This window comes from Sulfurivermis sp. (assembly GCF_059410345.1).
Map to the genome: position 1 here is coordinate 8173 of NZ_JBLJDO010000012.1, position 23125 is coordinate 31297.

Below are 23125 nucleotides of genomic sequence, written 5' to 3' on the forward strand. Positions count from 1 at the left end.
TTCGGCACCTCTTCCTCGAAGATGGTCTGGGCGTCGAACGGGCCGTAGTAGTCGCCCACGCCGGCATGGTCACGGCCGATGATGAAGTGGGTGGCGCCCATGTTCTGGCGGAAGTAGGCGTGCAGCACGGCCTCGCGCGGGCCGGCGTAGAGCATGTCGAAGCCGTAGCCGGTGACCATGGCGGAGTTGGGCTTGAAGTACAGCTCCACCATCTTGCGGATGCAGTCGTCACGCACCGGGGCGGGGATGTCGCCCTTCTTCAGTTTGCCGAGCAGCATGTGGATCACCAGGCCATCGGCGCCGAGGCGTTCCATGGCCATGTGGCACAGCTCCTCGTGGGCGCGGTGCATCGGGTTGCGGGTCTGGAAGGCGACGACCTTCTTCCAGCCGCGCTCCTTGATCTCGTTGCGGATTTCCACGGCGGTGCGGAAGGTGTCGGGGAAATCTTCGGAGAAGTAGGAGAAGTTCAGCACCTGGATCGGGCCGGAGAGGGCAAAGCGGCCCTGGCTGTTGAAGGCGGCCACACCCGGGTGCTCGGGGTCGGCGGTGCGGTAGACCTTCTGGGTCATGGTCGCCATCTGGGCGTCGGTGACTTCCTCGATCTTCTCGATGTCCATCACCGCCAGCACCGGGTTGCCCTCGACGTTGGGGTCACGCAGAGCGATGCGCTTGGCGCCCTTGAGGCCGTCGACCTGGGCCTTGGTGGTCAGGTTCATCACCGGCACCGGGAAGAACTTGCCGTTGGTCAGGGTCAGCTTCTCGGCGGCGCCCATGGCGTCGGCGACATTCATATAGCCGGGCAGCGGGCTGAAGTAGCCGGAACCCATCATCACCGCATTGGCCGCCGCCTGGGAGGTCAGCAGCATGGAGGGCAGCTTTTCCGCCTCATGCTTCAGGGCGTCGTGCTTGGACGGGTCGTAGACAAACAGCGGCTTCAGTTCATCGGAACCAACGGGCTTGATCATCGGTGTCACCTCTTTGTGTTTTTGCTCCCGCCTGGGCGGATCAGTGTTGTAAATCGGCGCCACCGCTATAGTTTTTGCGTTATATCAAGGCGCGCAGCGATAGACCGCCCGGCGCGCTGGTGGCGAGGCGAACACCATACACCAGCCCCGGAAAGGGGAAAAATAGGTTGCAGTAATGGGGGTATTAATCGGCGGAAAGCTGTCTTCCACGGTCCTCTAGTGTCCCAAGCCACGAAACCGGCTGCCGCTCGGAACGGACCCAGCCAGCGATGTTTGAATTCCCCGCGCCGGGTCCATAATATAATAGTCGTTATAACGCGAGCCTAGGAGCATGCCATGCATTACACGCTGAAGCTCACCCAGATCGGTAATTCCGTCGGTGTGATCCTGCCCAAGGAGGCGCTTGCGCGCATGAAGCTGGAAAAAGGTGACACCGTATTCCTGACGGAGTCGCCGGACGGTTATCGCATTACCGAATTCGACCCGGATTTCGAAAAGCAGATGACCCTGGCCGAAGAGATCATGAAGCGCCGCCGCAACGTCTTGCGTGAACTGGCCAAGTGACTGCCTTCGTCTGGCTCGATGAGGCGGTCGTGTGGGCCGTCCACGAAAGCCAGCTCGCAGAACATGGCGGCCCGGCAGGCGTTCGCGATGCCGGGCTGCTCGCCTCTGCCCTCGACCGTCCGAAGAATTTGGCCGCCTATGGCGCGCCCGATGCGGCCGACTGCGCCGCCGCCTACGCCTTCGGCATTGCCCGTAACCATCCCTTCATCGACGGCAACAAGCGCACGGCCTTTGTCTGCATGGAACTGTTCCTGGCACTGAACGGCGTGCAGCTCACCGCCAGCGATGCGGAATGCGTGCTGACCACGCTTGCGATCGCTGCGGGCGACATGGAGGAAACCACGCTCGCGGCCTGGCTGCGGGAGCACAGCGCGCCGTGCTGAATGACATTGAACGCATGATATGCCGACGGAGCCTGGAGTAAACCGTAATACGCCCCCCTGGTTGCTCGGACCTCACTGTCGCTCGGCCGCTTATGCGGGACGTTTGGCCTCCTATGTCCGCCGCATTGATTGCGCTATTCTGTTCGCCGCTAGTTACTTCGGCGTTCAATTTCAAATAGTTCATAAGGGGAGAGTGTCATGACTGAAGCCGTCCAAAAAGCTGCTGACGAAAAGTTCTGCTCGGATTGCGGCGCCATCATTAAGGCACGGGCAGAAATATGCCCAAAGTGTGGTGTTCGACAATCGGCGCCCCCGGTGAGCTTGACCGCAACGGCACCGAATGGGAAGAGTAAGTTGGCCGCTGCGCTATTTGCCCTGTTTCTTGGAGGCATCGGAATCCATAAGTTCTATCTTGGCCGAGTTGGCTGGGGCATTACATATCTTGTCTTCTGCTGGACATTTATCCCCGCGCTGGTTGGCTTCATTGAGGGCATCCTCTTGCTTGTCATGAGCGACAATGACTTCAATGCAAAGTTTGGGGCGGCGGCCTAACCCTTCGTTGCAGGGGCCTCGCGCGAAAAGCCGCGCGAGGCTCCTGAGCCCAAACGTTAAATCAGCAATGGCAAAGACGGAATAATCTGGGATTTACCAGATTTATCGAAGTCTTCGAAAATACCAAATGAAAAAGGCGCCGCGCGGCGCCTTTTTCATTGGAGTACAACTGCACTCAGATGGTCTGGTAGTACAGGTTCTGCGGATGATTTGCCTGGGCAAAGAAAAACCAGCGCTCGAACAGCAGGCCGACGTACTGGGTCATGAAGGCCAGCAGCAGCAGGGCGGTGTGGTCCGCGCTGAGGCCGAGGGCCAGCAGGATGACCGGGGCCACGAAGGCCAGCAGCAGGAAGATCCACTTCACCGACTTGAGGAAGGCGCCGGCCTTGCCGTGGGTGTATTCGCGGGTGTTGTAGGAACCGCCCATCATGCCCATGGCCTTTTGTTGAATGTTGGTGTGGCGCACGCCGATGGCGGTCTGTAGGGTTGACTTGTACTTGATGCGGGCGTTGCGCAGCAGGGAGAAGCCGCGGGTGATGAGGCCGAGCACGGTGAGGGCGATGGCCCAGCCGCCGAAGAAGTGGACCAGTTCCGGTTCCACGCCCTGGTAGGCGGCGTAGACGGTGGCGCAGGTGAAGCCGGAGGCGGTGCCGAGCACGAAGTAGTTCACCACGGTGAGCGGGCTGGACCATTCCTGCAGGAACTTCACCGCGGCGTAGATCATGGCGGTGCAGACGAACAGGGCGATGGCGCCGATGACGCCGACGATGCCAATGGCCAGCGACATCTGGCCGGAGACGTGCCAGCCGAACAGGTCCACCTCCCAGCCGAACCAGTGGAACACGGCGTAGAGGAAGGTCAGGCCCATCATCGCCGGCATGGCGATGAGTTCGCGCGACAGCCAGGAGGTGCGCCACTGGGTCATGCCGCGCCAGGCGCGGGTGAACATGTAGCTGGGCTTGCCCAGGTGGAACACGGCGGCGAACAGGCCGCCGAGCAGGAACAGCAGGGCGAGGAAGCTGCCGTTGGCGAAGAAGCTGCCGTCCTGGGCCGGCAGCAGCTTGGCCATGCCGTAGGCCTGGGCGCTGAACAGGGCGAGGAACAGGCCCTGGCCGACGCCGATGAGGGTGGTCAGAAAGATTACCGAGAATGCCGGATGCATTGTTTGACTCCAGTTGCGTTTCTTAATGCCGGTCTTGTAGGGCGGACTTCGGCCCGCCCTACGTTGTCCTGCGATTAATTACATCAGCCAGTCGTCCAGCGTGACGTCGTCGCTGGTGCCGTGGCGGATGTCTTCCTTCTTGAGCGGGTTGTCGGTGCGCTTGAGCTCATCCTCGTGGATGTGCATGCGCGTCTTGCGCCGCGGCAGGTAGTGGTTGGCCGGCTTGGTGCCCCATTCGGGCATCAGCTGATAACCGCCCTGTTCGCGGATCGCCACCGATACCTGCGACTCCGGATCGTGCACGTCGCCGAACAGGCGCGCCGAGGTGGGGCAGGCCAGCACGCAGGCGGGCTTGCGTTCGCTCTCGGGCAGCTTTTCGTCGTAGATGCGGTCGACGCAGAGGGTGCACTTCTTCATCACCTTCTGGTATTCGTCGAATTCGCGCGCGCCGTAGGGGCAGGCCCAGGAGCAGTACTTGCAGCCGATGCACTTGTCGTAGTCCACCAGCACGATGCCGTCCTCGGCGCGCTTGTGGCTGGCGCCGGTGGGGCACACCGGGACGCAGGGGGCGTCCTCGCAGTGCAGGCAGCTCTTGGGGAAGTGCAGCGTTTCGGTGTTGGGGAAGCAGCCGATCTCGTAGGTCTGCACGCGGTTGAAGAAGGTGCCGGTCGGGTCTTCGCCGTACGGCCGATCATCGAACAGCGGGCCGGCTTTTTCCGACGAGGTGTTCCACTGCTTGCACGAGGTCACGCAGGCATGGCAGCCGACGCAGACGTTCAAATCGATTACGAGTGCTAATTGAGTCATTGTCTTAACCTTCTCAACCCTTCTTCTGGAACTTGCCCGCGAAATAGTTCTGCCACGGCCGGCGCGGCGGGGTGCCCGGCGCGGACGGCATGGGATCGAACTGCGGGAAGGTTTCCTTCGCTTCGTCGGCGCCGGCCTTGTAGACGCGCACGCGCACGTCGTACCAGGCGGCCTGGCCGGTGACTGGATCGGAATTGGAGACGTGGTCGCCGGCGTCGTGCGGCGGCAGCTCCTCGCTGATCACGTGGTTGAGCAGGAAGCCCTGCTTGGACTCGTTGGCCATGGGGTCCAGGTTCCAGGCGCCGGCGGCCTTGCCGATGGCGTTCCAGGTCCACACCGTGCCCGGCTCGACGGCCTCGGAGTACTTGCAGATGCAGCGTACCTTGCCCCACTGCGATTCCACCCACACCCAGTCGCCGTCATCGAACCCGCCGGCGGCGCCGACGGACGGATGCAGGTAGAGGTGGTTGTAGGTGTGGATCTGGCGCAACCAGGCGTTCTGGCTGTCCCAGGAGTGGTACATGGCCATCGGGCGCTGGGTCACCGCGTTGAGCGGGTACTTGTGCTTGTCGGACAGCTGCGACTCCAGCGGCTCGTAGAAGAACGGCAGCGGGTCGAAGAAGGTCTCCACGCGCTTGCGCAGGTGTTCCGGCGGCTGGCGGCCGTTGGTCTTGCCCTGGGCGGCGAGACGGAACTTTTGCAACACCTCGGAATAGATGTGGCAGTTGATCGGCTCGGCGTAGCGGGTCATGGCGTTGGACTGCGCCCACTGCAGATAGCCCTGGTTCCAGTTGCGCATGTACTGGTAGGACTTGGGCATCTCGTAGTGGAACACGCAGTTGTTCTTTTCGTACATCTTCCACTGGTTCGGGTTGGGCTCGCCGCGCATGTGCTTCTCGCCACCCTTGCCGCGCCAGCCGGCGAGGAAGCCGATGCCGGAGCCGGGGGCGGTTTCGAAGTTGGTGATGAAGTCCGGGTAGTCGCGGTACTTGCGCTTGCCGGCCGCATCCACGAAGGCCGGCAGCTTGAGGCGCGAGCCGACCTCGATGAGCACTTCCTGGAACGGCTTGCACTCGCCGGTGGGCGGCAGCACCGGGATGCGCACGGAATCCACCGGGCCGTCGAACTCGGAGATGGGACGGTCCAGCATGGACATCACGTCGTGGCGTTCCAGATAGGTGGTATCCGGCAGCACCAGGTCGGCGAAGGCCACCATCTCCGACTGGAAGGCGTCGGCGACGATGAGGAAGGGGATCTTGTATTCGCCGCTCTCGTCCTTGTCGTTGAGCATCTTGCGCACCTGCTCGGCGTTCATGGTGGAGTTCCACGACATGTTGGCCATGAAGATCAGCAGGGTGTCGATCTTGTACGGGTCGCCGCGCCAGGCGTTGGTGATGGCGTTGTGCATCAGGCCGTGCACCGACAGCGGGTATTCCCAGGAGAAGCCCTTGTCCAGGCGCACCGGGCCGCCCTTTTCGTCCACGAACAGGTCGTCCGGGTCCGCCGGCCAGCCCAGCGGCATGCCGTTGAGCGGTGTGTTGGGCTGGATGTCTTCCGGCTTGGTCGGGGTCTTCGGGCAGGGCGGGATCGGGCGCGGGAACGGCGCCTTGTGACGGAAGCCGCCCGGACGGTCGATGGTGCCGAGGATGGTCATCAGGATGCCGAGGGCGCGGATGGTCTGGAAGCCGTTGGAATGGGCGGCCAGGCCGCGCATGGCGTGGAAGGCCACCGGGTTGCCGGTGACCGACTTGTGCTCGTTCTCCCACACGTCGGTCCAGGCGATGGGCAGTTCGATCTTCTCGTCGCGGGCGGTGATGCCCATCTCGTGGGCCAGGCGGCGGATGGTGTCAGCCGGGATACCGGTGATGTCGGCGGCCCATTCCGGGGTGTACTGCTCGACGCGCTCCTTGAGCAACTGGAACGCCGGCTTGACCGGGGTGCCGTCGGACAGCTTGAACTCGCCCAGCAGGCGCGGGTCGGCGCCGGGGGTGTGGGTGGAGATGGGCTTGTTCAGCTCGCGGTCCCACCACAGCTTGTTCTGCGGGTCGAAGCAGCCTTCCTCGGGCGGCACCTCGAAGCGCACGAACATGCCGTATTCCGGGTCGTTCGGGTTCAGGTTCACCAGCTCGGCGGCGTTGGAGTACTGGGTGATGAAGTCGCGGTCGTACAGGCCCTGCTTGATGATCTCGTGGATCAGGGCCAGCAGCAGGGCACCGTCGGTGCCCGGCTTGATGGGCACCCACTCGTCGGCGATGGCCGAGTAGCCGGTGCGCACCGGGTTGATGGAGATGAAGCGGCCGCCGTTGCGCTTGAACTTGGCCAGCTCGATCTTCATCGGGTTGGAGTGGTGGTCCTCGGCGGTGCCGATCATCACGAACAGCTTGGCGCGCTCCAGGTCCGGGCCGCCGAACTCCCAGAAGGAGCCGCCGATGGTGTAGATCATGCCGGCAGCCATGTTCACCGAGCAGAAGCCGCCGTGGGCGGCGTAGTTGGGGGTGCCGAACTGTTTGGCGAACAGGCCGGTGAGGGCCTGCATCTGGTCACGGCCGGTGAACAGGGCGAACTTCTTCGGGTCGGTGGCGCGGATGTGGGCCAGGCGCTCCTCGATGGTGCTGAAGGCCTCTTCCCAGGAGATCGGTTCGAATTCCCCAGCGCCGCGCTCGGAGCCGGCCTTGCGCTTCAAGGGCTGGGTCAGACGCGCCGGCGAGTACTGTTTCATGATGCCGGAGCTGCCCTTGGCGCAGATCACGCCCTTGTTCAGCGGATGATTGGGGTTGCCCTGGATGTAGCGCACCTCGCCGTCGCGCAGGGTGACGCGGATACCGCAGCGGCACGCACACATATAGCATGTGGTGTTTTTGACTTCGACGCGGCCGCTGGCCGCCTTGTTGGTGGACTCACTCATAGTGCTCACTCGCGCTTGAACTAAATGTAACGGCTGGAAAACAAGAGGTCCGCGGAGTATAAACGGCGCGGACCTCAAGCATTGCCCCAGTTACGGGCTTATTAGAATGGGTCTAACAAAATATCATTTTTTTCTAATATATCAAAACCTGAGTGTCCCGTTATACCTCCCTTAATGTAGTCCCACCCTGTGTCGTCTATCCCATTGGGAATAGAAAATCGGGCATTTGGCAAACAATAAAGGCCACTTATGCCAGCGAAAGATAGTTCTGTTTGGCACCCCTGGGTTAGCCGAGTAAGGTAGCGGTCCCTAGGACTGGATGGTTCCGTTTGGGTGTCTCAGGGTCTGCGCCGCCTGTGGCCGGATCGTGACAGGAACCTGTGCCAGCGGTTGGCTGCGGAGCGCTCGATAGCGCCGCAACAACTGGATGCCGCGTCGCGGTGTGGATTCTTAACTGCAGTTAACACATAAGGAGCACAACAAATGCCGACATTTGTACGTACCGACAAATGCGATGGCTGCAAGGGTCAGGACAAGACTGCTTGCATGTACATCTGCCCGCACGATCTGATGAAGCTGGACAAGGACGGCTCCGAGACCGGCCACGCCATGCGCGCCTTCAACCAGGAGCCCGAGCAGTGCTGGGAGTGCTATTCCTGCGTGAAGATTTGCCCGCAGCAGGCCATCGAGGCCCGTCACTACGCCGACATCGTCCCGCTGGGCGGCTCCGTGCAGCCGTTGCGTGGTTCCGATTCCATCATGTGGACCATCAAGTTCCGCAACGGCACCATGAAGCGCTTCAAGTTCCCCATCCGTACCACCCCGGAAGGCTCCATCGATCCGTACGGCGGCAAGCCGGCGGCCGACATGGCCAAGATTGCTCAGAGTGGTTTCTTCAACCACATGGAGCAGAAGGGCTACCGCGCCGGCAACCCGGCCGAGCTGATCCGCAAGTAATTACGGACCTGACGATTTTAGGAGCAAACAATGGCTGGTGAATTTGGTAATCCGGAAGTAGTTCAGGAAGAGGTGGATGTCCTCCTCATCGGTGGCGGTATGGCCTGCTGTGGCGCCGCTTACGAAATCATGCCGTGGGCCAAGGCTGCTGAAGCCAAGCTGGGCCGCGAAATGAAGATCAAGCTGGTCGACAAGGCCGCCATGGACCGTTCCGGCGCCGTGGCCCAGGGTCTGTCCGCCATCAACACCTATATCGGTTCGGAGCAGGACCCGGCAGACTATGCCCGCATGGTCTCCAACGACCTGATGGGTATCACCCGTGACGACCTGGCCTACGACCTGGGCCGCCACGTCGACGAGTCCGTGCACCTGTTCGAAGAATGGGGCCTGCCCATTTGGAAGACCGACGAGAACGGCGAGCGTCACGACGGTTCCAAGGGCCTGCCCGCGCTGAAGGACGGCGGCAAGCCGGTGCGTTCCGGCAAGTGGCAGATCATGATCAACGGCGAATCCTACAAGTGGATCGTCGCTGAAGCCGCCAAGAAGGCCATCGGTTCCGAGCGTATCCAGGAGCGTGTCTTCATCGTCAAGCTGGTCAACGACAAGAACGACAAGGGCCGCGTTGCCGGCGCCGTCGGCTTCTCCACCCGTGACCACAAGCTGTTCATCTACAAGGCCAAGGCCATCCTGCTGGCCGCCGGCGGTTGCGTGAACATCTTCCGTCCGCGTTCCGTGGGTGAAGGCACCGGCCGCGCCTGGTATCCGGTGTGGAACTCCGGTTCCACCTACTCCATGGCTGCCGAGGCGGGTGCCGAGCTGACCATGATGGAAAACCGCTTCGTTCCCGCCCGCTTCAAGGACGGTTACGGCCCGGTAGGCGCCTGGTTCCTGCTGTTCAAGTCCCAGGCCACCAACGCCGCTGGCGAAGTGTACATGGTCAAGAACAAGGAGCTGCTGAACGACTATCCCCCGTATGGTCAGGCCGCCGTTCCCGCCTCCTGCCTGCGTAACCACCTGATGCTGAAGGAAATGAAGGAAGGCCGTGGTCCGATCTGGATGGACACCGTGACCGCCCTCGCCAAGCTGAAGGAAACCCTGTCGCCGCGCGAAGTGAAGCACCTCGAAGCCGAAGCCTGGGAAGACTTCCTGGACATGTGCGTCGGCCAGTGCGGTATCTGGGTTGGTGAGAACGTCGAGCCGGAGAAGAAGAACTCCGAGCTGATGCCCACCGAGCCGTACCTGCTGGGTTCGCACTCCGGCTGCTGCGGTATCTGGACCTCCGGTCCGACCGACGTGGGTGCTCCCACCGACGAGGCCCTGCCGGGCGTGCCCGCCCACCTGCCGAAGGGCTGGAACTGGGGCTACCGCGGCATGACCACCGTGAAGGGTCTGTTCACCGCCGGTGACGGCGTGGGCGCCTCCGGTCACAAGTTCTCCTCCGGCTCCCATGCCGAAGGCCGCATGGCCGCCAAGGCCATGGTCCAGTACGTGGTGGACAACAAGGACTGGAAGCCGGAACTGGACACCTCCGTGGAGGAGCTGGTGGAAGAGATCTACCGTCCGGTGCGTACCTACCTGCAGTACAAGGACTACACCACCGCCATCGACGTCAACCCCAACTACATCACTCCGAAGATGCTGCAGTTCCGTCTGCAGAAGATCATGGACGAGTACGTTGCGGGCGTGGCCACTTACTACACCACCAACGAGCACATGCTGAAGGTGGCGTCTGAGAAGCTGGACATGCTGAAGGAAGACGCGCTGAAGATGCGTGCCAAGGACCTCCACGAGCTGCTGCGTGCGTGGGAGAACTACCACCGCATCCTGACCGCCGAAGCTCACATGAAGCACATCCAGTTCCGCGAAGAATCCCGTTACCCGGGCTTCTACTACCGCATGGACAAGAACTTTGTCGATGAGGAGAACTGGCACTGCTTCGTGAACTCCATCTATGACAAGAACACCAAGCAGTGGACCGTGTTCAAGCGCGCCCACGTGGACCTGGTGGACAAGTCCAAGCTGTTCAAGCCGGCCGCGCATCACTAAGCCGACTTGCAGTAGGTGGTAGTGCGAACCGGGCGCCGCAAGGCGCCCGGTTCTTTTCTGGAGTTGAAAAAAGACTGCTAACCACGGAGGACATGGAGAAAATCCGATGGAAAACAAGCCGTAATGGGTTCTGCCGCAGCGCCGGTGTCGCCTGTTTGGGCCGACCTCCGTGTACTCCGTGCCCTCCGTGGTTATTTTGCTGTGTCCCTATCCAATCGGTAAGGTGGCGCCGGGGCCGCCGCGTTAGTATCCTTGCCCGGCTGTTTCATTGAGGTGATGTACTCATGGCTGATACCCCGTTTACCGAATCCCCGTTTCCCACCAGTCCGGTGATGCCCAAGCTGTACGATGGCAGCAAGACCATTCAGTTCAGCTGCCACAAGGGCATCGGCTGCTGGAATGCCTGCTGCGCCAATATCGACATCACGCTGACGCCCTACGACGTGCTGCGCCTGAAGACGCGCCTCGGCATGAGCTCCAGCGATTTCCTGCGCCAGTACACGGTGCCGTTTGAGCTGGAAAAAGACGGTATCGCCGGCGTCAAGTTCAAGCCGGTGGAAAATGGCACGGCCTGCCAGTTCATGCGCCCCGAGGGCTGCTCGGTGTACGAGGACCGCCCCACCGCCTGCCGTTACTATCCGGTGGCGCTGATCGCCATGCGCAAGCAGGATGAATACACCGACACCAGTTCCTATGCCCTGGTGAAGGAGCCGCACTGCAAGGGCCACGAGGTCGACCGTCCGCTGACCATCGACGAGTACCGCAAGGAGCAGGGCGTGGCCGAGTACGACGAGCAGTCGCGGGGCTGGCGCCAGCTGATCCTGAAGAAGATGTCGTCCGGCCCCACCATCGGCAAGCCTTCGTTGCGCAGCCGCCAGCTGTATTTCATGGCCTGCTACGATGTGGACCTGTTCCGCGAGTTCGTGCGCTCCGAAGGCTTCCAGAACGCCTTTGCGCTGGACGAGGACACCAGCCGCCAACTGATGGAAGACGATCTGGCGATGATGCAGTTCGGCTTCCGCTTCCTCAAGCAGGTGCTGTTCGGCGAGGTCACCATTGCGGCACGCGAGGATGCAGTACGCCTGCGCGAACAGCGTCTGCGCGAATTGCAGGAAATGCAGATGAAGCGCCGCGTCTACGACCCGGCCGACGAAGTGCTGGAGCTCATCTGACGGGGCAATGAAGCGCCACACCGCCCTGCGCCAGCTCTCCAGCGACCACCACCGTGCCCTGGTACTGGCGCGGCGGCTGGGCAAGCTGGCGGCGGGGGACGCGCTGCGTGCCGGTGCGGAGGAAGTGCTCGCCGTGTGGCGTGCGGAAGTGGGGCCGCACTTTGTGGCAGAAGAAGAACGGTTGTTGCCGTTGTTCGCCCGCTACAGTGCAGCAGACCATCCGCTAATCACCGAGACCCTGCGCCAGCATGTGTTGATGCGCAGTTTGGTAGATGATATCGCCGAATGCCTCGCGGCGGATAGCATGCCCGATGTGGCGGTCGTGCATACCCTGGGCGCGGCGCTGCGCGAACATGTGCGTTTCGAGGAAAATGAATTGTTTCCGGCCATCGAGGCCGCGCTGCCGGAGGCGCAGTTACTGCGTCTGCAGCGACAGCTGAATCCTGCATTGATGCAAAATTCAACCACCTTTGTTGAGGAGCCAAGAGTGTTCAAGGTCAACGAGTATTTCGACGGCAAGGTCAAGTCCATCTCCTTCACCGAGGCCGAAGGCGCCGCCACTGTCGGCGTGCTGGCGCAGGGCGAGTACGAATTCAACACCGGCAAGTCGGAGATCATGCACATCGTCTCTGGCAAGGTATCGGTGTCGCTGCCGGGCGAGAGTGGCTGGCGCGAGGTGAAGGCCGGCGAGAAGTTCAACGTGCCGGCCAACAGCAAGTTCGGCATCAAGGCGCTGGTGGAAAGCGCCTATCTGTGCCAGTTCCGCTAAAGGCGGCAAACCACGGAGAACACGGAGCGCACGGGGAAACAATCGGCACGCTGCCGGTGTGTGGTCGGTGCCTCGTTCGGTAAGCTTCGTGTCCTCCGTGATTCACTCATTATTGCTGTGCCCGGAGGTGCATTGTGAGTGGTAATGATATGCAGCCGCCGCAGCGCTATACCTTCGACGCCATTGGCATCATCCATTCTCCGTTCAAGGAAAAGTTCGGCATCCCGCGCCAGAGCGGGCTGATGAGCGCGGCGCAGGCGCAACTCGAACTGCTGCCGCCTTATGACCGCGACGAGGCGCTGCGCGGCATCGATGGCTTTTCCCATCTCTGGCTCACCTTCGTCTTTCACGGCGTACGCCAGGGCGATTGGTCGCCCACGGTGCGGCCGCCGCGCCTGGGGGGCAATCAGCGCCTCGGTGTGTTTGCCACGCGTTCCACTCATCGTCCCAATCCCATCGGTCTTTCGGTGGTCGAGTTGACCGGCATCAAGCGCGAGCAGAGACGTTTGGTGTTAGAACTGCGTGGCGCCGATTTGATGGACGGCACGCCGGTACTCGATATCAAGCCCTATGTGCCCTATGTCGATGCCGTGCCGCAGGCGCGCGCTGGCTTCGCTGAGGGCGCGCCGCAGGCATGCCTGCAAGTGATGTTCGCGCCGGAGGCGGAGGTGGTGTGCGCAGGCCGGCCGCAGTTGCGTGAGTTCATCGTGCAGATGCTGCAATACGACCCGCGCCCGGCCTACCGTGGCGAAGAGGACGTGGGGCGCATCTATGGCGTGCGCGTATTCGACTGCAATGTGCGTTTTGCTGTCGCAGGCGACGCCGCGCATGTCATAGCGATCGAAATTCCGGAGGGCGGATAAGCGCAGCCACTCTACGTCACTGAGTCAGGAGTCTGATGGATGGCACTCGTCGGTATCACCGAACCGCAACACACGCCGCACAAGTGGGCGCCGTTCGCGCTGGCCTTTCGGCCATTTTTTCTGCTGGCCGGTCTGGGCGCGGTGCTGTTGGTTGCCCTGTGGGGCCATGATTTCGTCCGTGGCGCGCAGGGTGAGGGTTACTACGGTTTTGTCGGCTGGCACAGCCACGAAATGCTGTTCGGTTATGCCGCGGCGGTGATCGCGGGCTTTCTGCTCACGGCGGCACGCAACTGGACCGGTGTGCAGACGTTGCGCGGTGTGCCGTTGGCCCTGCTGGCGCTGTTGTGGTTGGCCGCGCGCGTGCTGGCCTTGCTGCCGGTGCCGCACTGGCTCAACGCGCTGGTGGACCTGGCCTTTCTGCCGCTGGCGGCGCTGGCCCTGCTGCTGCCTCTGCTACAGGCGAGGCACTACAAGAGCCTGATGTTCGTCGCCATCCTGCTCGTCCTTGCCGCGGCCAATCTCCTTGTGCACCTGCAACTGCTGGGCGTGACCCAGGCCACGGCGCATGCGGGCATCTACTTCGCCACCGGCCTGATCCTGCTGCTCATCGTCATCATGGGGGGGCGCGTGATCCCGTTCTTTACCGAGAAGGGCGTCAGTACCGGCTTCGTGCGCCGTGAGTGGCGCTGGGTCGAGGCCGCCGCGCCGCTCAGCGTACTGGCCCTGGCCCTGGCGGAAGGGTTTGTTACGCAACCGCTGCTGGTGGCGCTGATCGCGGCCGTTGCGGCGGTGGTCAACGGCGTCCGCCTGTCCGGCTGGTACACCCACGCCATCTGGCGTGCGCCCCTGGTGTGGGTGTTGCAGGTGGGCTATGCCTGGCTGGTGCTGGGGCTGGCCCTCAAAGCCGTGGCTGCAGCCGGTGGTTTCGGTACATTGCTGGCGCTGCACGCACTCACCATTGGCGCCATTGGCGGCATCACCCTCGGTATGATGGCGCGTGTTGCCCTGGGTCATACGGGACGCAGCCTGCAGACGCCCCGGCTCATGCCGTGGGCCTTTGCGCTGTTGTATGGGGCGGCGCTGCTGCGGGTGTTCCTGCCGCTGCTGGTGTCGTCCTATGCGTTGACCATCGTCCTGTCTGCACTGTTCTGGTCTGCGGCCTTTGCGCTCTTTGTTTGGGGCTACGGCCTGATGCTGCTGAAGCCGCGTATCGACGGCATGCCTGGCTAACAGTGTGATTATGCCGTGCCGTTTCGGTTACACTGCGGGTCTCACCGCGACCCTGTGACCCGATGAAAATACCCGTCAGCGAATTGATCGTGCGCTTTCTGGAGCGCTTGGGCGTGCAGACCATTTTTGGCATGCCCGGCGCCCACATCCTGCCGGTCTACGACAGCCTGTACGACTCGCCCATCGAGACTGTGCTGGTCAAGCACGAGCAGGGTGCGGCCTTCATGGCCGGTGGTTATGCGCGCGCCTCCGGCCGTATCGGCGCCTGTATTACCACCGCCGGTCCCGGCGCCACCAATCTGGTCACCGGCGTCGCCAACGCCTACGCCGACAAGTTGCCGGTGCTGGTGCTCACCGGCGAGACCTCCACCCACATCTTCGGCAAGGGCGGCCTGCAGGAAAGCTCGGGCGAGGGCGGCAGCATCGATCAGGTGTCGCTGTTCAAGGGCATCACGCGCTACAACAAGATCGTCGAGCGTACCGACTATCTGGAAAACGTGCTCAACCAGGCGGCGAAGATCCTGCTGTCCGATCAGCCCGGTCCGGTGCTGCTCAGTTTCCCCTACAACGTGCAGAAGGAACTGGTCGACGCCAACCTGATCGATCACATCCACAGTTGCCGCCACACCCGCTCGCAGCATGAGTGCGCCCAGCCGGCGCAGGCCCTGGCGGAGATGCTGTTGGCCGCCGAACATCCGGTGCTGGTCGCCGGCTACGGTTGTCTGCGTTCCAATGCGCAAGGGGAGGTGGAACAACTGTCGGCCCTGCTCAATATCCCGGTCACCACCAGCCTCAAGGCCAAGGGCGTGATCAGCGAACAGTCGCCGCTGGCGCTGGGCAGTCTGGGTGTTACCTCCAGCGGCCATGCCTACCGCTATCTGGTCGACAAGGCCGATCTGCTGGTGTTTCTCGGTGCCAGCTTCAACGAGCGCACCAGCTATCTGTGGGACCAGACCCTGCTCAGCGGCAAGAAGGTGGTGCAGGTGGACCTGGACCCGGCGCAACTGGAAAAGGTGTTTGCCGCCGACCTCGCCATCCATGGCGATATCAAGGTGGTGCTGGGCGGCGTGCTCACCTATCTCGATGGCCGCGAGGCGGAGGCGGCCAGCTTCGAGCGCCTGCGCAGCGAGATCGCACGCTCCAAGGCGGCGGTCACCAGCGACTACGCCATGTTCCAGTCCGGCTTCGCCCTGATGGAACACTTCTTCCGCGCGCTGGAGCGAAACTTTCCGCGCGGTGTGCAGGTGTTCGACGACAACATCATCTTCGCGCAGAACTTCTACAACGTGGGCAGCGGCAATCGCTACTACCCCAACTCCGGCATCTCATCTCTCGGGCACGCCATTCCCGCGGCCATCGGCGCGCGCTTTGTGGAGCACAGGCCGACCTTTGCCATCCTCGGCGACGGCGGCTTCCAGATGTGCGCCATGGAGATCATGACGGCGGTGAACTACGGCATCCCGCTCAACATCGTGGTGTTCAACAACGGCACCATGGGCCTGATCCGCAAGAACCAGCACCAGCAGTATCAGCAACGCTTTATCGGCTGCGATTTCATCAATCCCGACCTGGAACTGCTGGCCCGCTCCTTCGGCATCCACTACCAGCGGGTGGATACCACGGCCGACATCGACGCGCTGTTCGCCACTGCCGATCTGCGCGACGCGATCAATCTGATCGACATCACCATCGACAAGAATCTGTTCCCCAACTATTCGTCGCGGCGGTAGGCGATGCCGGGTAGCCCGCACGACATCACCATCGTGATCCCTGTGGCCGATCGGCCGCAGCACCTCGCCGACTGTCTGGCCACTCTGCACGAGCTGTGCCGTCGCTATCCCTACGGCGGCGCGGTGCGCGTGCTCGTTGCCGATGACAGCCGCGAGCCGGAGCACATCGAGCGGCATCGCGCCCTCGCCGCGCAGTACAGTGCGGCGAGACTGCCGGTGGAGCATTTCGGCCAGGCGCAGCAGCGTTCCCTGCGGGACGGCATTGCGCCTGCGCTGCGTGCGCAATTGGCCGGTGTGCTCGGCACGCACGCCCCCGAGGCCTTCCATCACAAGGGTGCTGCCGTCACCCGCAACCTGGCCTATCTGTGGTTGAGCCGGCAGGCACGGGATGGCCGGCGCCGCTTGTTCTGGTTCATCGATAGCGACCAGGAGTTCCGCGTCAATATTGCGACTGGCACCGGCGAGGAGGAGCGCTACGCCATCGATTATTTCCACTGGCTGGACTCCCTGTTCAGCACCACGCCGGTGCGCATCCTTACCGGTAAGGTGGTGGGTGACCCCCCCGTGTCGCCGGCGGTGATGGCCGGCAACTTTCTCGACGACGTCGCCGCCTTCCTGCATGCCATGGCCGCCTGTGCGCCGCAAGCCGCCTGCGCGTTTCATGCGGCGCGGCGCCATGCCGACGACGCGGCCTATCATGACATGGCCGATCTGTTCGGCTTCAAGGCGGCAGAGACCTTTCGCTATCATTGCACCTTGCCCGGCCCGCACGGCAACGCACGCTGCTTCAGCGACTTCGCCGCCAAGCTGGCGCGCTTTTTTGACGGTGAGCATCCGACTCGCCGCAGTGTGTACCAGCCTGGTGATCTGCTGGCCTCGGTCGCGCCGGCGCGCACCATCTACACCGGCAACTACGTCATCAGTGCCGACGGCCTGGACTATTTCATTCCCTTCGCCACCCTCAAGCTGCGCATGGCCGGCCCCACCCTGGGGCGTATCATCAAGGCCGAGCTGGGTGGGCGCTTCGTCTCGGCCAACCTGCCCATGCTGCACCGCCGCACCGTGGCAGGCAGCGGCCAGGCGGAGTTCCGTCCCGGCATCGAGCGCGACGCCGGGCACGTCGATCTCAGCGGCGAGTTCGAGCGGCAATACTTCGGCGATGTGATGCTGTTCAGCATGGAGCGCCTGGCCGGTGGCGAGGCAAGCACAGAGGGCATAGGCGCGGTGGTCGATGAGGTCGAGGCACAGATGCATGCGCGCTACGACAAAAAACATAGCGCAGTGGTACAGAAGATCGCCGACCTGCGCACGCTGTATCAGGAACCGCAGCACTGGTGGCACGGCGCGGCCGAACTGACACAGGCGCGCGGCAACTTCGAGCAATTCATCGCCAACATGCAGCACAACTTCGGCGACGACGCACGTGCCTGGCAGCTCATCAACGACGATGCGCACCGCCAGACGCGCAAGGCCGCCATCGTGGCGGCCATCGCCGATTATCCTGCGCAGCGCCGCGCCTGGCGCGCGGCACGGAGCGAGATTACATGAATATCTTCATCCTCAACACCGGCCGTTGTGGCTCGATGACCTTCGTGGCCGCCTGCCGCCACATCAGCAACTACAGCACCGGACACGAAAGCCGTGTGCAATTGCTCGGCGCCGCGCGTCTGGCTTATCCGCCGCGCCATATCGAGGCGGACAACCGCCTGTCCTGGCTGCTGGGCCGTCTCGACGCCGCCTACGGCGACAACGCCTACTATGTGCATCTCACCCGCGACCGTGCCAAGGTCGCCGCCAGTTTCGTGCGCCGCGCCGACTTTGGCATCATGAAGGCCTATCGCGAGGGCATCCTGTTGCACGACGACGGCGTGCAGGTTGCGGCGCAGGCGCTCGCCGGCGACTACATCGACACCGTCGAGGCCAACATCGCCCACTTCCTCAAGGACAAACGCCACACCATGGCCTTCCGGCTGGAGCACGCCAAGGAGGACTTCGCCCACTTCTGGGCCTGGATCGGCGCCGCCGGTGACCGCGAGGCGGCCCTGGCCGAGTGGGACACCCGGCATAACGCCTCTGGGGTGTGACGCCGCCTGAATGTGCCCCTTGTTCATGTGCTGCCAGGACAATTAGTGCCCATCTCAAAGCGGCGTTGTGGCTCCTCCCCGCGAGTAAGGGAAGTCGGGAGGGGGTGACCGTGCCGGAAACGCCGCATAGCCCCTCCCCAGCCCTCCCCACAAAGTGGGGAGGGATTCTATATTTGTCCATTGAAAAGCGAGGACACCATGAGTCAATTGCCTGTTTGCCCCCAATGCGGTTCGGAGTATACCTATGAAGAAGGCAGCATGTACGTCTGTCCCGAGTGCGCCCACGAGTGGCCGCAGCAACAGAACAGTGCCGCTGCCGAGCCGGGCCGCGTGGTGCGCGATGCCCACGGCAACGAGCTGCACGACGGCGACAGCGTCACGGTGATCAAGGACCTCAAGGTGCGCGGTTCGTCCCTGGTGGTGAAGGTGGGCACCAAGGTGAAGAACATCCGCCTGGTGGAGGGCGACCACGACATCGATTGCAAGATCGACGGCATCGGTGCCATGCAATTGAAATCCGAATTTGTTAAGAAGGCCTGACCTTTTCATTCACCGTCTGAGAGAGCACCCGTCATGGAACAGCAGAACAGTTGCGCAGAAGTGCAGGCCACCCTGGCCGCCGCCTGGGAAGGATTCAGCGCGGGGCCGTGGCAGACCACGGTGGACGTGCAGGACTTCATCCGCCGCAACTACAGCCCCTACGACGGCACGCACGCCTTCCTGGCCGGGGCGACGCCGCGCACCCTGGCGCTGTGGGGCAAGGTGCTGGATCTGATCAAGCAGGAGCACGCCAAGGCGGGGCCGCTGGACTTCGACGCCGAGACGCCATCCGGCATCGCCTCCCACGCCGCGGGCTACATCGACCGCAATCTGGAGAAGATCGTCGGCCTGCAGACCGACGCGCCGCTGAAACGCGCCATCATGCCCAATGGCGGCATCAACCTGGTGAAGACGGCGGCCGAAGTCTACGGCAAGCAGGTGAATCCCGCGGTGATGGAGGTCTTCACCAAGTACCGCAAGACGCACAATCAGGGAGTATTCGATGCCTACGACGCCACCATGCGCAAGTGTCGCAAGGCGGGCATCATCACCGGCCTGCCCGACGCCTACGGCCGTGGCCGCATCATCGGCGACAGCCGCCGCGTTGCCCTCTACGGCATCGACCTCCTCATTCAGCACAAGCAGCGCGAGAAGGATGAGCTGCAACCCGAGCACATCGGCGAGGAGACCATCCGCCTGCGCGAGGAGCTGGCCGATCAGCTGCACGCGCTGCACGAGATGAAGCAGATGGCCGCCGGCTATGGCTTCGATATCGCCCGCCCGGCGCAGACGGCGCAGGAAGCCGTGCAGTGGACCTACTTCGGCTATCTCGCCGCCATCAAGTCGCAGAACGGCGCTGCCATGAGCATCGGCCGCATCAGCACCTTCCTCGACATCTATATCGAGCGCGACCTGGCGCGCGGCGCCATCAGCGAGAGCGAGGCGCAGGAGCTAATCGACGACCTGGTGATCAAGCTGCGCATGGTGCGCTTCCTGCGTACGCCGGAATACGACGAACTGTTCTCCGGCGACCCCACCTGGGTCACCGAGGCCATTGCCGGCATGGGCGAGGACGGCCGGCCGATGGTGACGAAGAGTTCGTTCCGCGTGTTGCAGACGCTGTACAACCTGGGGCCGGCACCGGAGCCCAACCTGACCGTGCTGTGGTCGCCGCGCCTGCCCGCCAATTTCAAGCGCTTCTGCGCCCAGGTGTCCATCGACACCTCATCCATCCAGTACGAAAGCGACGAACTGATGCGGCCCAAGTTCGGTGACGACTACGGCATCGCCTGCTGCGTCTCGGCCATGCGCCTGGGCAGGCAGATGCAGTATTTCGGTGCCCGCGCCAACCTGGCCAAGACCCTGCTCTACGCCATCAACGGCGGCCGCGATGAGGTGCTCGGCGCCCAGATCGCGCCGCAGATGCCGGTGCTGGCGGACGGCCCGCTGGACTACGCCACGGTGATGGAGCGCTTCGACCTCTACATGGCCTGGCTGGCGCGCACCTACATCAACATCCTCAACATCATCCACTACATGCACGACAAGTACTGCTACGAAAGCGCCATGATGGCGCTGCATGATCGCGATGTGCACCGCACCATGGCCTGCGGCATCGCCGGCCTGTCCATCGTCGCCGACTCGCTCAGCGCCATCAAATACGCCCGCGTGACGCCGCAGCTGGACGAGCACGGCATCGTGGTGGACTTCGACGTGCAGGGCGAGTTTCCCAAGTTCGGCAACAACGACGACCGGGTGGACGACATCGCCCGCGACATTGTCACGCGCTTCATGGGTCACCTGCGCCAGCACCCCACCTACCGCAACAGCCGTCAGACGCAGTCGGTGCTCACCATCACCTCCAACGTGGTGTACGGCAAGAAGACCGGCAGCACGCCCGACGGGCGCAAGGCCGGCCAGCCCTTCGCGCCGGGCGCCAACCCGATGCACGGCCGTGACGAGAAGGGCGCGCTGGCCTCGCTGCTCAGCGTCGCCAAGCTGTCCTACGACGACGCCGAGGACGGTATCTCCTACACCATGAGCATCGTACCCAAGGCGCTGGGCAAGGACTGCGCCGGGCAGATCAGCAACCTCATCGCCATCATCGACGGCTACATGCAGGCCGGCGGCCACCACATCAACGTCAATGTGCTCAACAAGGAAACCCTGCTCGACGCCATGGAACACCCGGAGCAGTACCCGCAGCTCACCGTGCGCGTGTCAGGCTACGCGGTGAACTTCGTCAAACTGAGCCGCGAGCAGCAGCTGGACGTCATCGGCCGCACCTTCCACGAGAGCATGTGAGCGCAATGCAAAGCTCGTTCCTCGATCTGCACACGCGCAGCGTCGACGCCGGCCACCTGCTCGGACGCATCCATTCGTTCGAGACCATGGGTACGGTGGACGGGCCGGGCACGCGCTTCGTCATCTTCCTGCAGGGCTGCATGTTCCGCTGCAAGTACTGCCACAACGTCGATACCTGGGACCTGGAGGCGGGCAAGCTGTATTCGGTCGGCGAGCTGGTCACCGAAATCCTGCCCTACATTCCCTTCATGGACGCCTCCGGCGGCGGCGTCACCGTCAGCGGCGGCGAGCCGCTGCTGCAGCGCGAGTTCGTGCGCGTGCTGTTCAAGCTGCTCAACTTCCAGGGCATCCACACCTGCCTCGACACCAACGGCTACGTACCGTCCAACCAGTACGGCGAGGAACTGGACCAGTTCGTGCGCGGCACCGACCTGGTCCTGCTCGACCTCAAGCAGATGGACGAGCAGAAACACATCGCCCTCACCGGCATCAGCAACGAACACCCGCTGCGCTTCGCCCGCTACCTGCACGAGAAGAAGCGCCCCGTGTGGGTGCGCCATGTGGTGGTGCCCGGCTACAGCGACGCCCCCGACGACGTGCGCCGCCTGGCCGAGTTCGTCGCGCCGATGGACAACGTGAAGAAGGTGGAACTGCTGCCCTACCATACCCTCGGCGCCCACAAATGGGCCGCCTGCGGCCTGGAGTATCCGCTCGCCGGTGTCGAGCCGCCGAGCGCGGAGAAGATGGCGGAACTGAAGGCGGTGTTCGCAGAGTTCGGCATAAACGCCACGGTTTGAGGCCGACGTGCGATTGTTGGGTGATAGTGGAGCAACATCTCGCAGCTGTTACCGGTGACAGTACTAAGTAGTCAGCCGCCTCCAGATGCGTGTAGGAAAGAACCTACAGACATGCCCAAAGCACGCTGGTAGTGTCTGTGCTAATGGATGACCTACGGCTGAGAATGTGATGCCAAGTCTTTGTGTAATAGAGACAATAAGCATATGCACCGATCTATGCGCAAATGTGATAGGCCGCAGCTGCACTATTACCATTACGACGGCGTCGGCCTAAATAACTGTTGAGGCTGTTACGCCGCAAAACAAAACCAATAGATCAGGCATGAACTGCATCATGGCATGTACAAGCATAGACAATCTCGTGCAGCCATTAGCGGAAATTGCCGATGTTGGAGGCGGCAAAAATATGACAAGACAGCGAAGCCATCGGAGCAGTCGACAAAACGCGTTTATGTCGAACTGCTCCGATGGCTTCGCTGGCCCGAATAATAATTGCCGCGTGGCACTTTTGGCACCGCGATAAAAGCAAATTGGATTAGTGGTTCGACGTGAAAGGGCGGAGGCTAAATGATATGGCAGTGGACGCTCGCCCCAACAAGTCGTTAAAGCTGATACTCACTGTCGTTCGTGCAGCTTAACTCTAACGGTTAGCGGCCTCCAAACCGCGCGCTCATTGATGATCGAAATCCGAAAAGAAGCACTCCAAGACAGAGAGGCTATTCGCAACTTGAACTTGGCTGCATTCGATAACGGCCCGGAATCAGCTGTCGTGGATAAGCTCCGTGCTTCGTGCAAAGACTATCTGGCGTTTGTCGCAACCGAAGATGGCGCTGTCGTTGGCCACATTCTATTCACGCCGGTCACGGTTGATGATTCCCACGCAGTAGGAATGGGCTTGGCGCCACTGGCAGTATTGCCCCCCCGCCAGCGGAGGGGCATTGGATCTCGGCTTGTCCAGCACGGGCTTGAGTACCTGCGTCAGTCCGGCTGCCCATTCGTTATCGTCTTGGGGCACCCGGAGTATTACCCGCGCTTTGGCTTTGAGCTTGCATCTAAGTATCGGCTTCTCAGTCAATGGCAGGGGGTTCCAGATGAAGCATTCATGGTTGCCGTGTTCGATAGTGGTGCGTTACCCAAGGCTGGCGGTATAGCACGATATCGCGATGAATTCGATGACGCGATGTAGGTGGCTAACGCGGCGGGAAATGGGGTCGGAAAATGGGAAATGGGGTCAGACTCGAATAGGGCACATTTGAGCCGTTCCCCGCAACATACCGCCCTTGGTGTTGGGCTTC

The 23125-nt window shown here is 62.4% G+C and carries 20 protein-coding genes and 1 pseudogene; 17 read left to right on the forward strand and 4 right to left on the reverse strand.

Annotated features, from left to right (window positions below; translation table 11 throughout):
- Positions 1 to 965: sulfate adenylyltransferase (gene sat / locus ACMV8A_RS10355; protein ID WP_495325706.1), on the reverse strand; the 965-nt coding region annotated here is incomplete at its 3' end.
- A gap of 336 nt (positions 966 to 1301) precedes the next feature.
- Between sat and ACMV8A_RS10360 the strand changes: the two genes are divergently transcribed.
- The 3 genes from ACMV8A_RS10360 to ACMV8A_RS10370 all read left to right on the forward strand — a co-directional run bounded on the left by ACMV8A_RS10360 (position 1302) and on the right by ACMV8A_RS10370 (position 2464).
- Positions 1302 to 1529 carry an AbrB/MazE/SpoVT family DNA-binding domain-containing protein gene (locus ACMV8A_RS10360; RefSeq protein WP_495325707.1) on the forward strand — a complete coding sequence of 76 codons (228 nt, stop codon included), beginning with the start codon at positions 1302 to 1304 and terminating at the stop codon, positions 1527 to 1529.
- Positions 1526 to 1912 carry a type II toxin-antitoxin system death-on-curing family toxin gene (locus ACMV8A_RS10365; RefSeq protein WP_495325708.1) on the forward strand — a complete coding sequence of 129 codons (387 nt, stop codon included), beginning with the start codon at positions 1526 to 1528 and terminating at the stop codon, positions 1910 to 1912. Before ACMV8A_RS10360 ends, ACMV8A_RS10365 begins: the two co-directional genes overlap by 4 nt.
- Positions 1913 to 2110: 198 nt before the next feature.
- Positions 2111 to 2464: an NINE protein gene (locus ACMV8A_RS10370; protein WP_495325709.1), complete on the forward strand. Its 354-nt coding sequence runs from the start codon at positions 2111 to 2113 to the stop codon at positions 2462 to 2464.
- Between the two features lie 175 nt (positions 2465 to 2639).
- Here ACMV8A_RS10370 and ACMV8A_RS10375 read toward each other — a convergent pair whose 3' ends face one another.
- From ACMV8A_RS10375 to soeA, 3 genes are all read right to left on the reverse strand, one after another.
- Positions 2640 to 3626: a dimethyl sulfoxide reductase anchor subunit family protein gene (locus tag ACMV8A_RS10375; RefSeq protein WP_495325710.1), complete on the reverse strand. Its 987-nt coding sequence runs from the start codon at positions 3624 to 3626 to the stop codon at positions 2640 to 2642.
- Positions 3627 to 3704: 78 nt separating this feature from the next.
- A complete protein-coding gene (locus ACMV8A_RS10380) occupies positions 3705 to 4433 on the reverse strand; it encodes a 4Fe-4S dicluster domain-containing protein (RefSeq protein ID WP_495325711.1) in 729 nt (242 codons plus the stop codon).
- A 13-nt stretch (positions 4434 to 4446) separates the two neighbouring features.
- A complete protein-coding gene (gene soeA / locus ACMV8A_RS10385) occupies positions 4447 to 7338 on the reverse strand; it encodes a sulfite dehydrogenase subunit SoeA (protein WP_495325712.1) in 2892 nt (963 codons plus the stop codon).
- 483 nt (positions 7339 to 7821) lie between these two features.
- Between soeA and aprB the strand changes: the two genes are divergently transcribed.
- From aprB to ACMV8A_RS10455, 14 genes and pseudogenes are all read left to right on the forward strand, one after another.
- A complete protein-coding gene (aprB, locus tag ACMV8A_RS10390; protein WP_495325713.1) occupies positions 7822 to 8295 on the forward strand; it encodes an adenylyl-sulfate reductase subunit beta in 474 nt (157 codons plus the stop codon).
- Between the two features lie 30 nt (positions 8296 to 8325).
- Positions 8326 to 10341: an adenylyl-sulfate reductase subunit alpha gene (gene aprA, locus ACMV8A_RS10395; protein WP_495325714.1), complete on the forward strand. Its 2016-nt coding sequence runs from the start codon at positions 8326 to 8328 to the stop codon at positions 10339 to 10341.
- Between the two features lie 284 nt (positions 10342 to 10625).
- On the forward strand, positions 10626 to 11513 hold the full coding sequence (locus ACMV8A_RS10400; protein WP_495325715.1) for a YkgJ family cysteine cluster protein: 888 nt from the start codon (positions 10626 to 10628) through the stop codon (positions 11511 to 11513).
- Positions 11514 to 11520: 7 nt separating this feature from the next.
- A pseudogene (locus ACMV8A_RS10405) lies at positions 11521 to 11892 on the forward strand (hemerythrin domain-containing protein); the annotation flags it as partial.
- Positions 11893 to 12000: 108 nt separating this feature from the next.
- Positions 12001 to 12282, forward strand: a complete 282-nt coding sequence (gene ppnP, locus ACMV8A_RS10410) for a pyrimidine/purine nucleoside phosphorylase (RefSeq protein ID WP_495325777.1) — start codon at positions 12001 to 12003, stop codon at positions 12280 to 12282.
- Positions 12283 to 12431: 149 nt separating this feature from the next.
- Positions 12432 to 13145, forward strand: coding sequence for a tRNA (N6-threonylcarbamoyladenosine(37)-N6)-methyltransferase TrmO (gene tsaA / locus ACMV8A_RS10415; RefSeq protein ID WP_495325778.1), 714 nt, complete (start codon positions 12432 to 12434; stop codon positions 13143 to 13145).
- Between the two features lie 39 nt (positions 13146 to 13184).
- The gene (locus ACMV8A_RS10420) at positions 13185 to 14375 is read left to right on the forward strand and encodes an NnrS family protein (protein WP_495325716.1); all 1191 of its coding nucleotides are present in this window, start codon (positions 13185 to 13187) and stop codon (positions 14373 to 14375) included.
- 62 nt (positions 14376 to 14437) lie between these two features.
- Positions 14438 to 16105 carry a thiamine pyrophosphate-binding protein gene (locus tag ACMV8A_RS10425; RefSeq protein WP_495325717.1) on the forward strand — a complete coding sequence of 556 codons (1668 nt, stop codon included), beginning with the start codon at positions 14438 to 14440 and terminating at the stop codon, positions 16103 to 16105.
- Positions 16106 to 16108: 3 nt separating this feature from the next.
- Positions 16109 to 17653 (forward strand): hypothetical protein, encoded by a 1545-nt coding sequence (locus ACMV8A_RS10430; protein ID WP_495325718.1) that lies wholly within the window; start codon positions 16109 to 16111, stop codon positions 17651 to 17653.
- Entirely contained in the window at positions 17650 to 18189 is a 540-nt protein-coding gene (locus ACMV8A_RS10435) for a hypothetical protein (protein ID WP_495325719.1), read from the forward strand. Before ACMV8A_RS10430 ends, ACMV8A_RS10435 begins: the two co-directional genes overlap by 4 nt.
- Positions 18190 to 18387: 198 nt before the next feature.
- Entirely contained in the window at positions 18388 to 18729 is a 342-nt protein-coding gene (locus tag ACMV8A_RS10440) for a zinc ribbon domain-containing protein YjdM (protein ID WP_495325720.1), read from the forward strand.
- Between the two features lie 33 nt (positions 18730 to 18762).
- Entirely contained in the window at positions 18763 to 21033 is a 2271-nt protein-coding gene (pflB, locus tag ACMV8A_RS10445; protein ID WP_495325721.1) for a formate C-acetyltransferase, read from the forward strand.
- A gap of 5 nt (positions 21034 to 21038) precedes the next feature.
- Positions 21039 to 21830: a pyruvate formate-lyase-activating protein gene (gene pflA, locus ACMV8A_RS10450; RefSeq protein ID WP_495325779.1), complete on the forward strand. Its 792-nt coding sequence runs from the start codon at positions 21039 to 21041 to the stop codon at positions 21828 to 21830.
- A gap of 676 nt (positions 21831 to 22506) precedes the next feature.
- A complete protein-coding gene (locus ACMV8A_RS10455; RefSeq protein ID WP_495325722.1) occupies positions 22507 to 23016 on the forward strand; it encodes a GNAT family N-acetyltransferase in 510 nt (169 codons plus the stop codon).
- Positions 23017 to 23125: the final 109 nt, after the last annotated feature.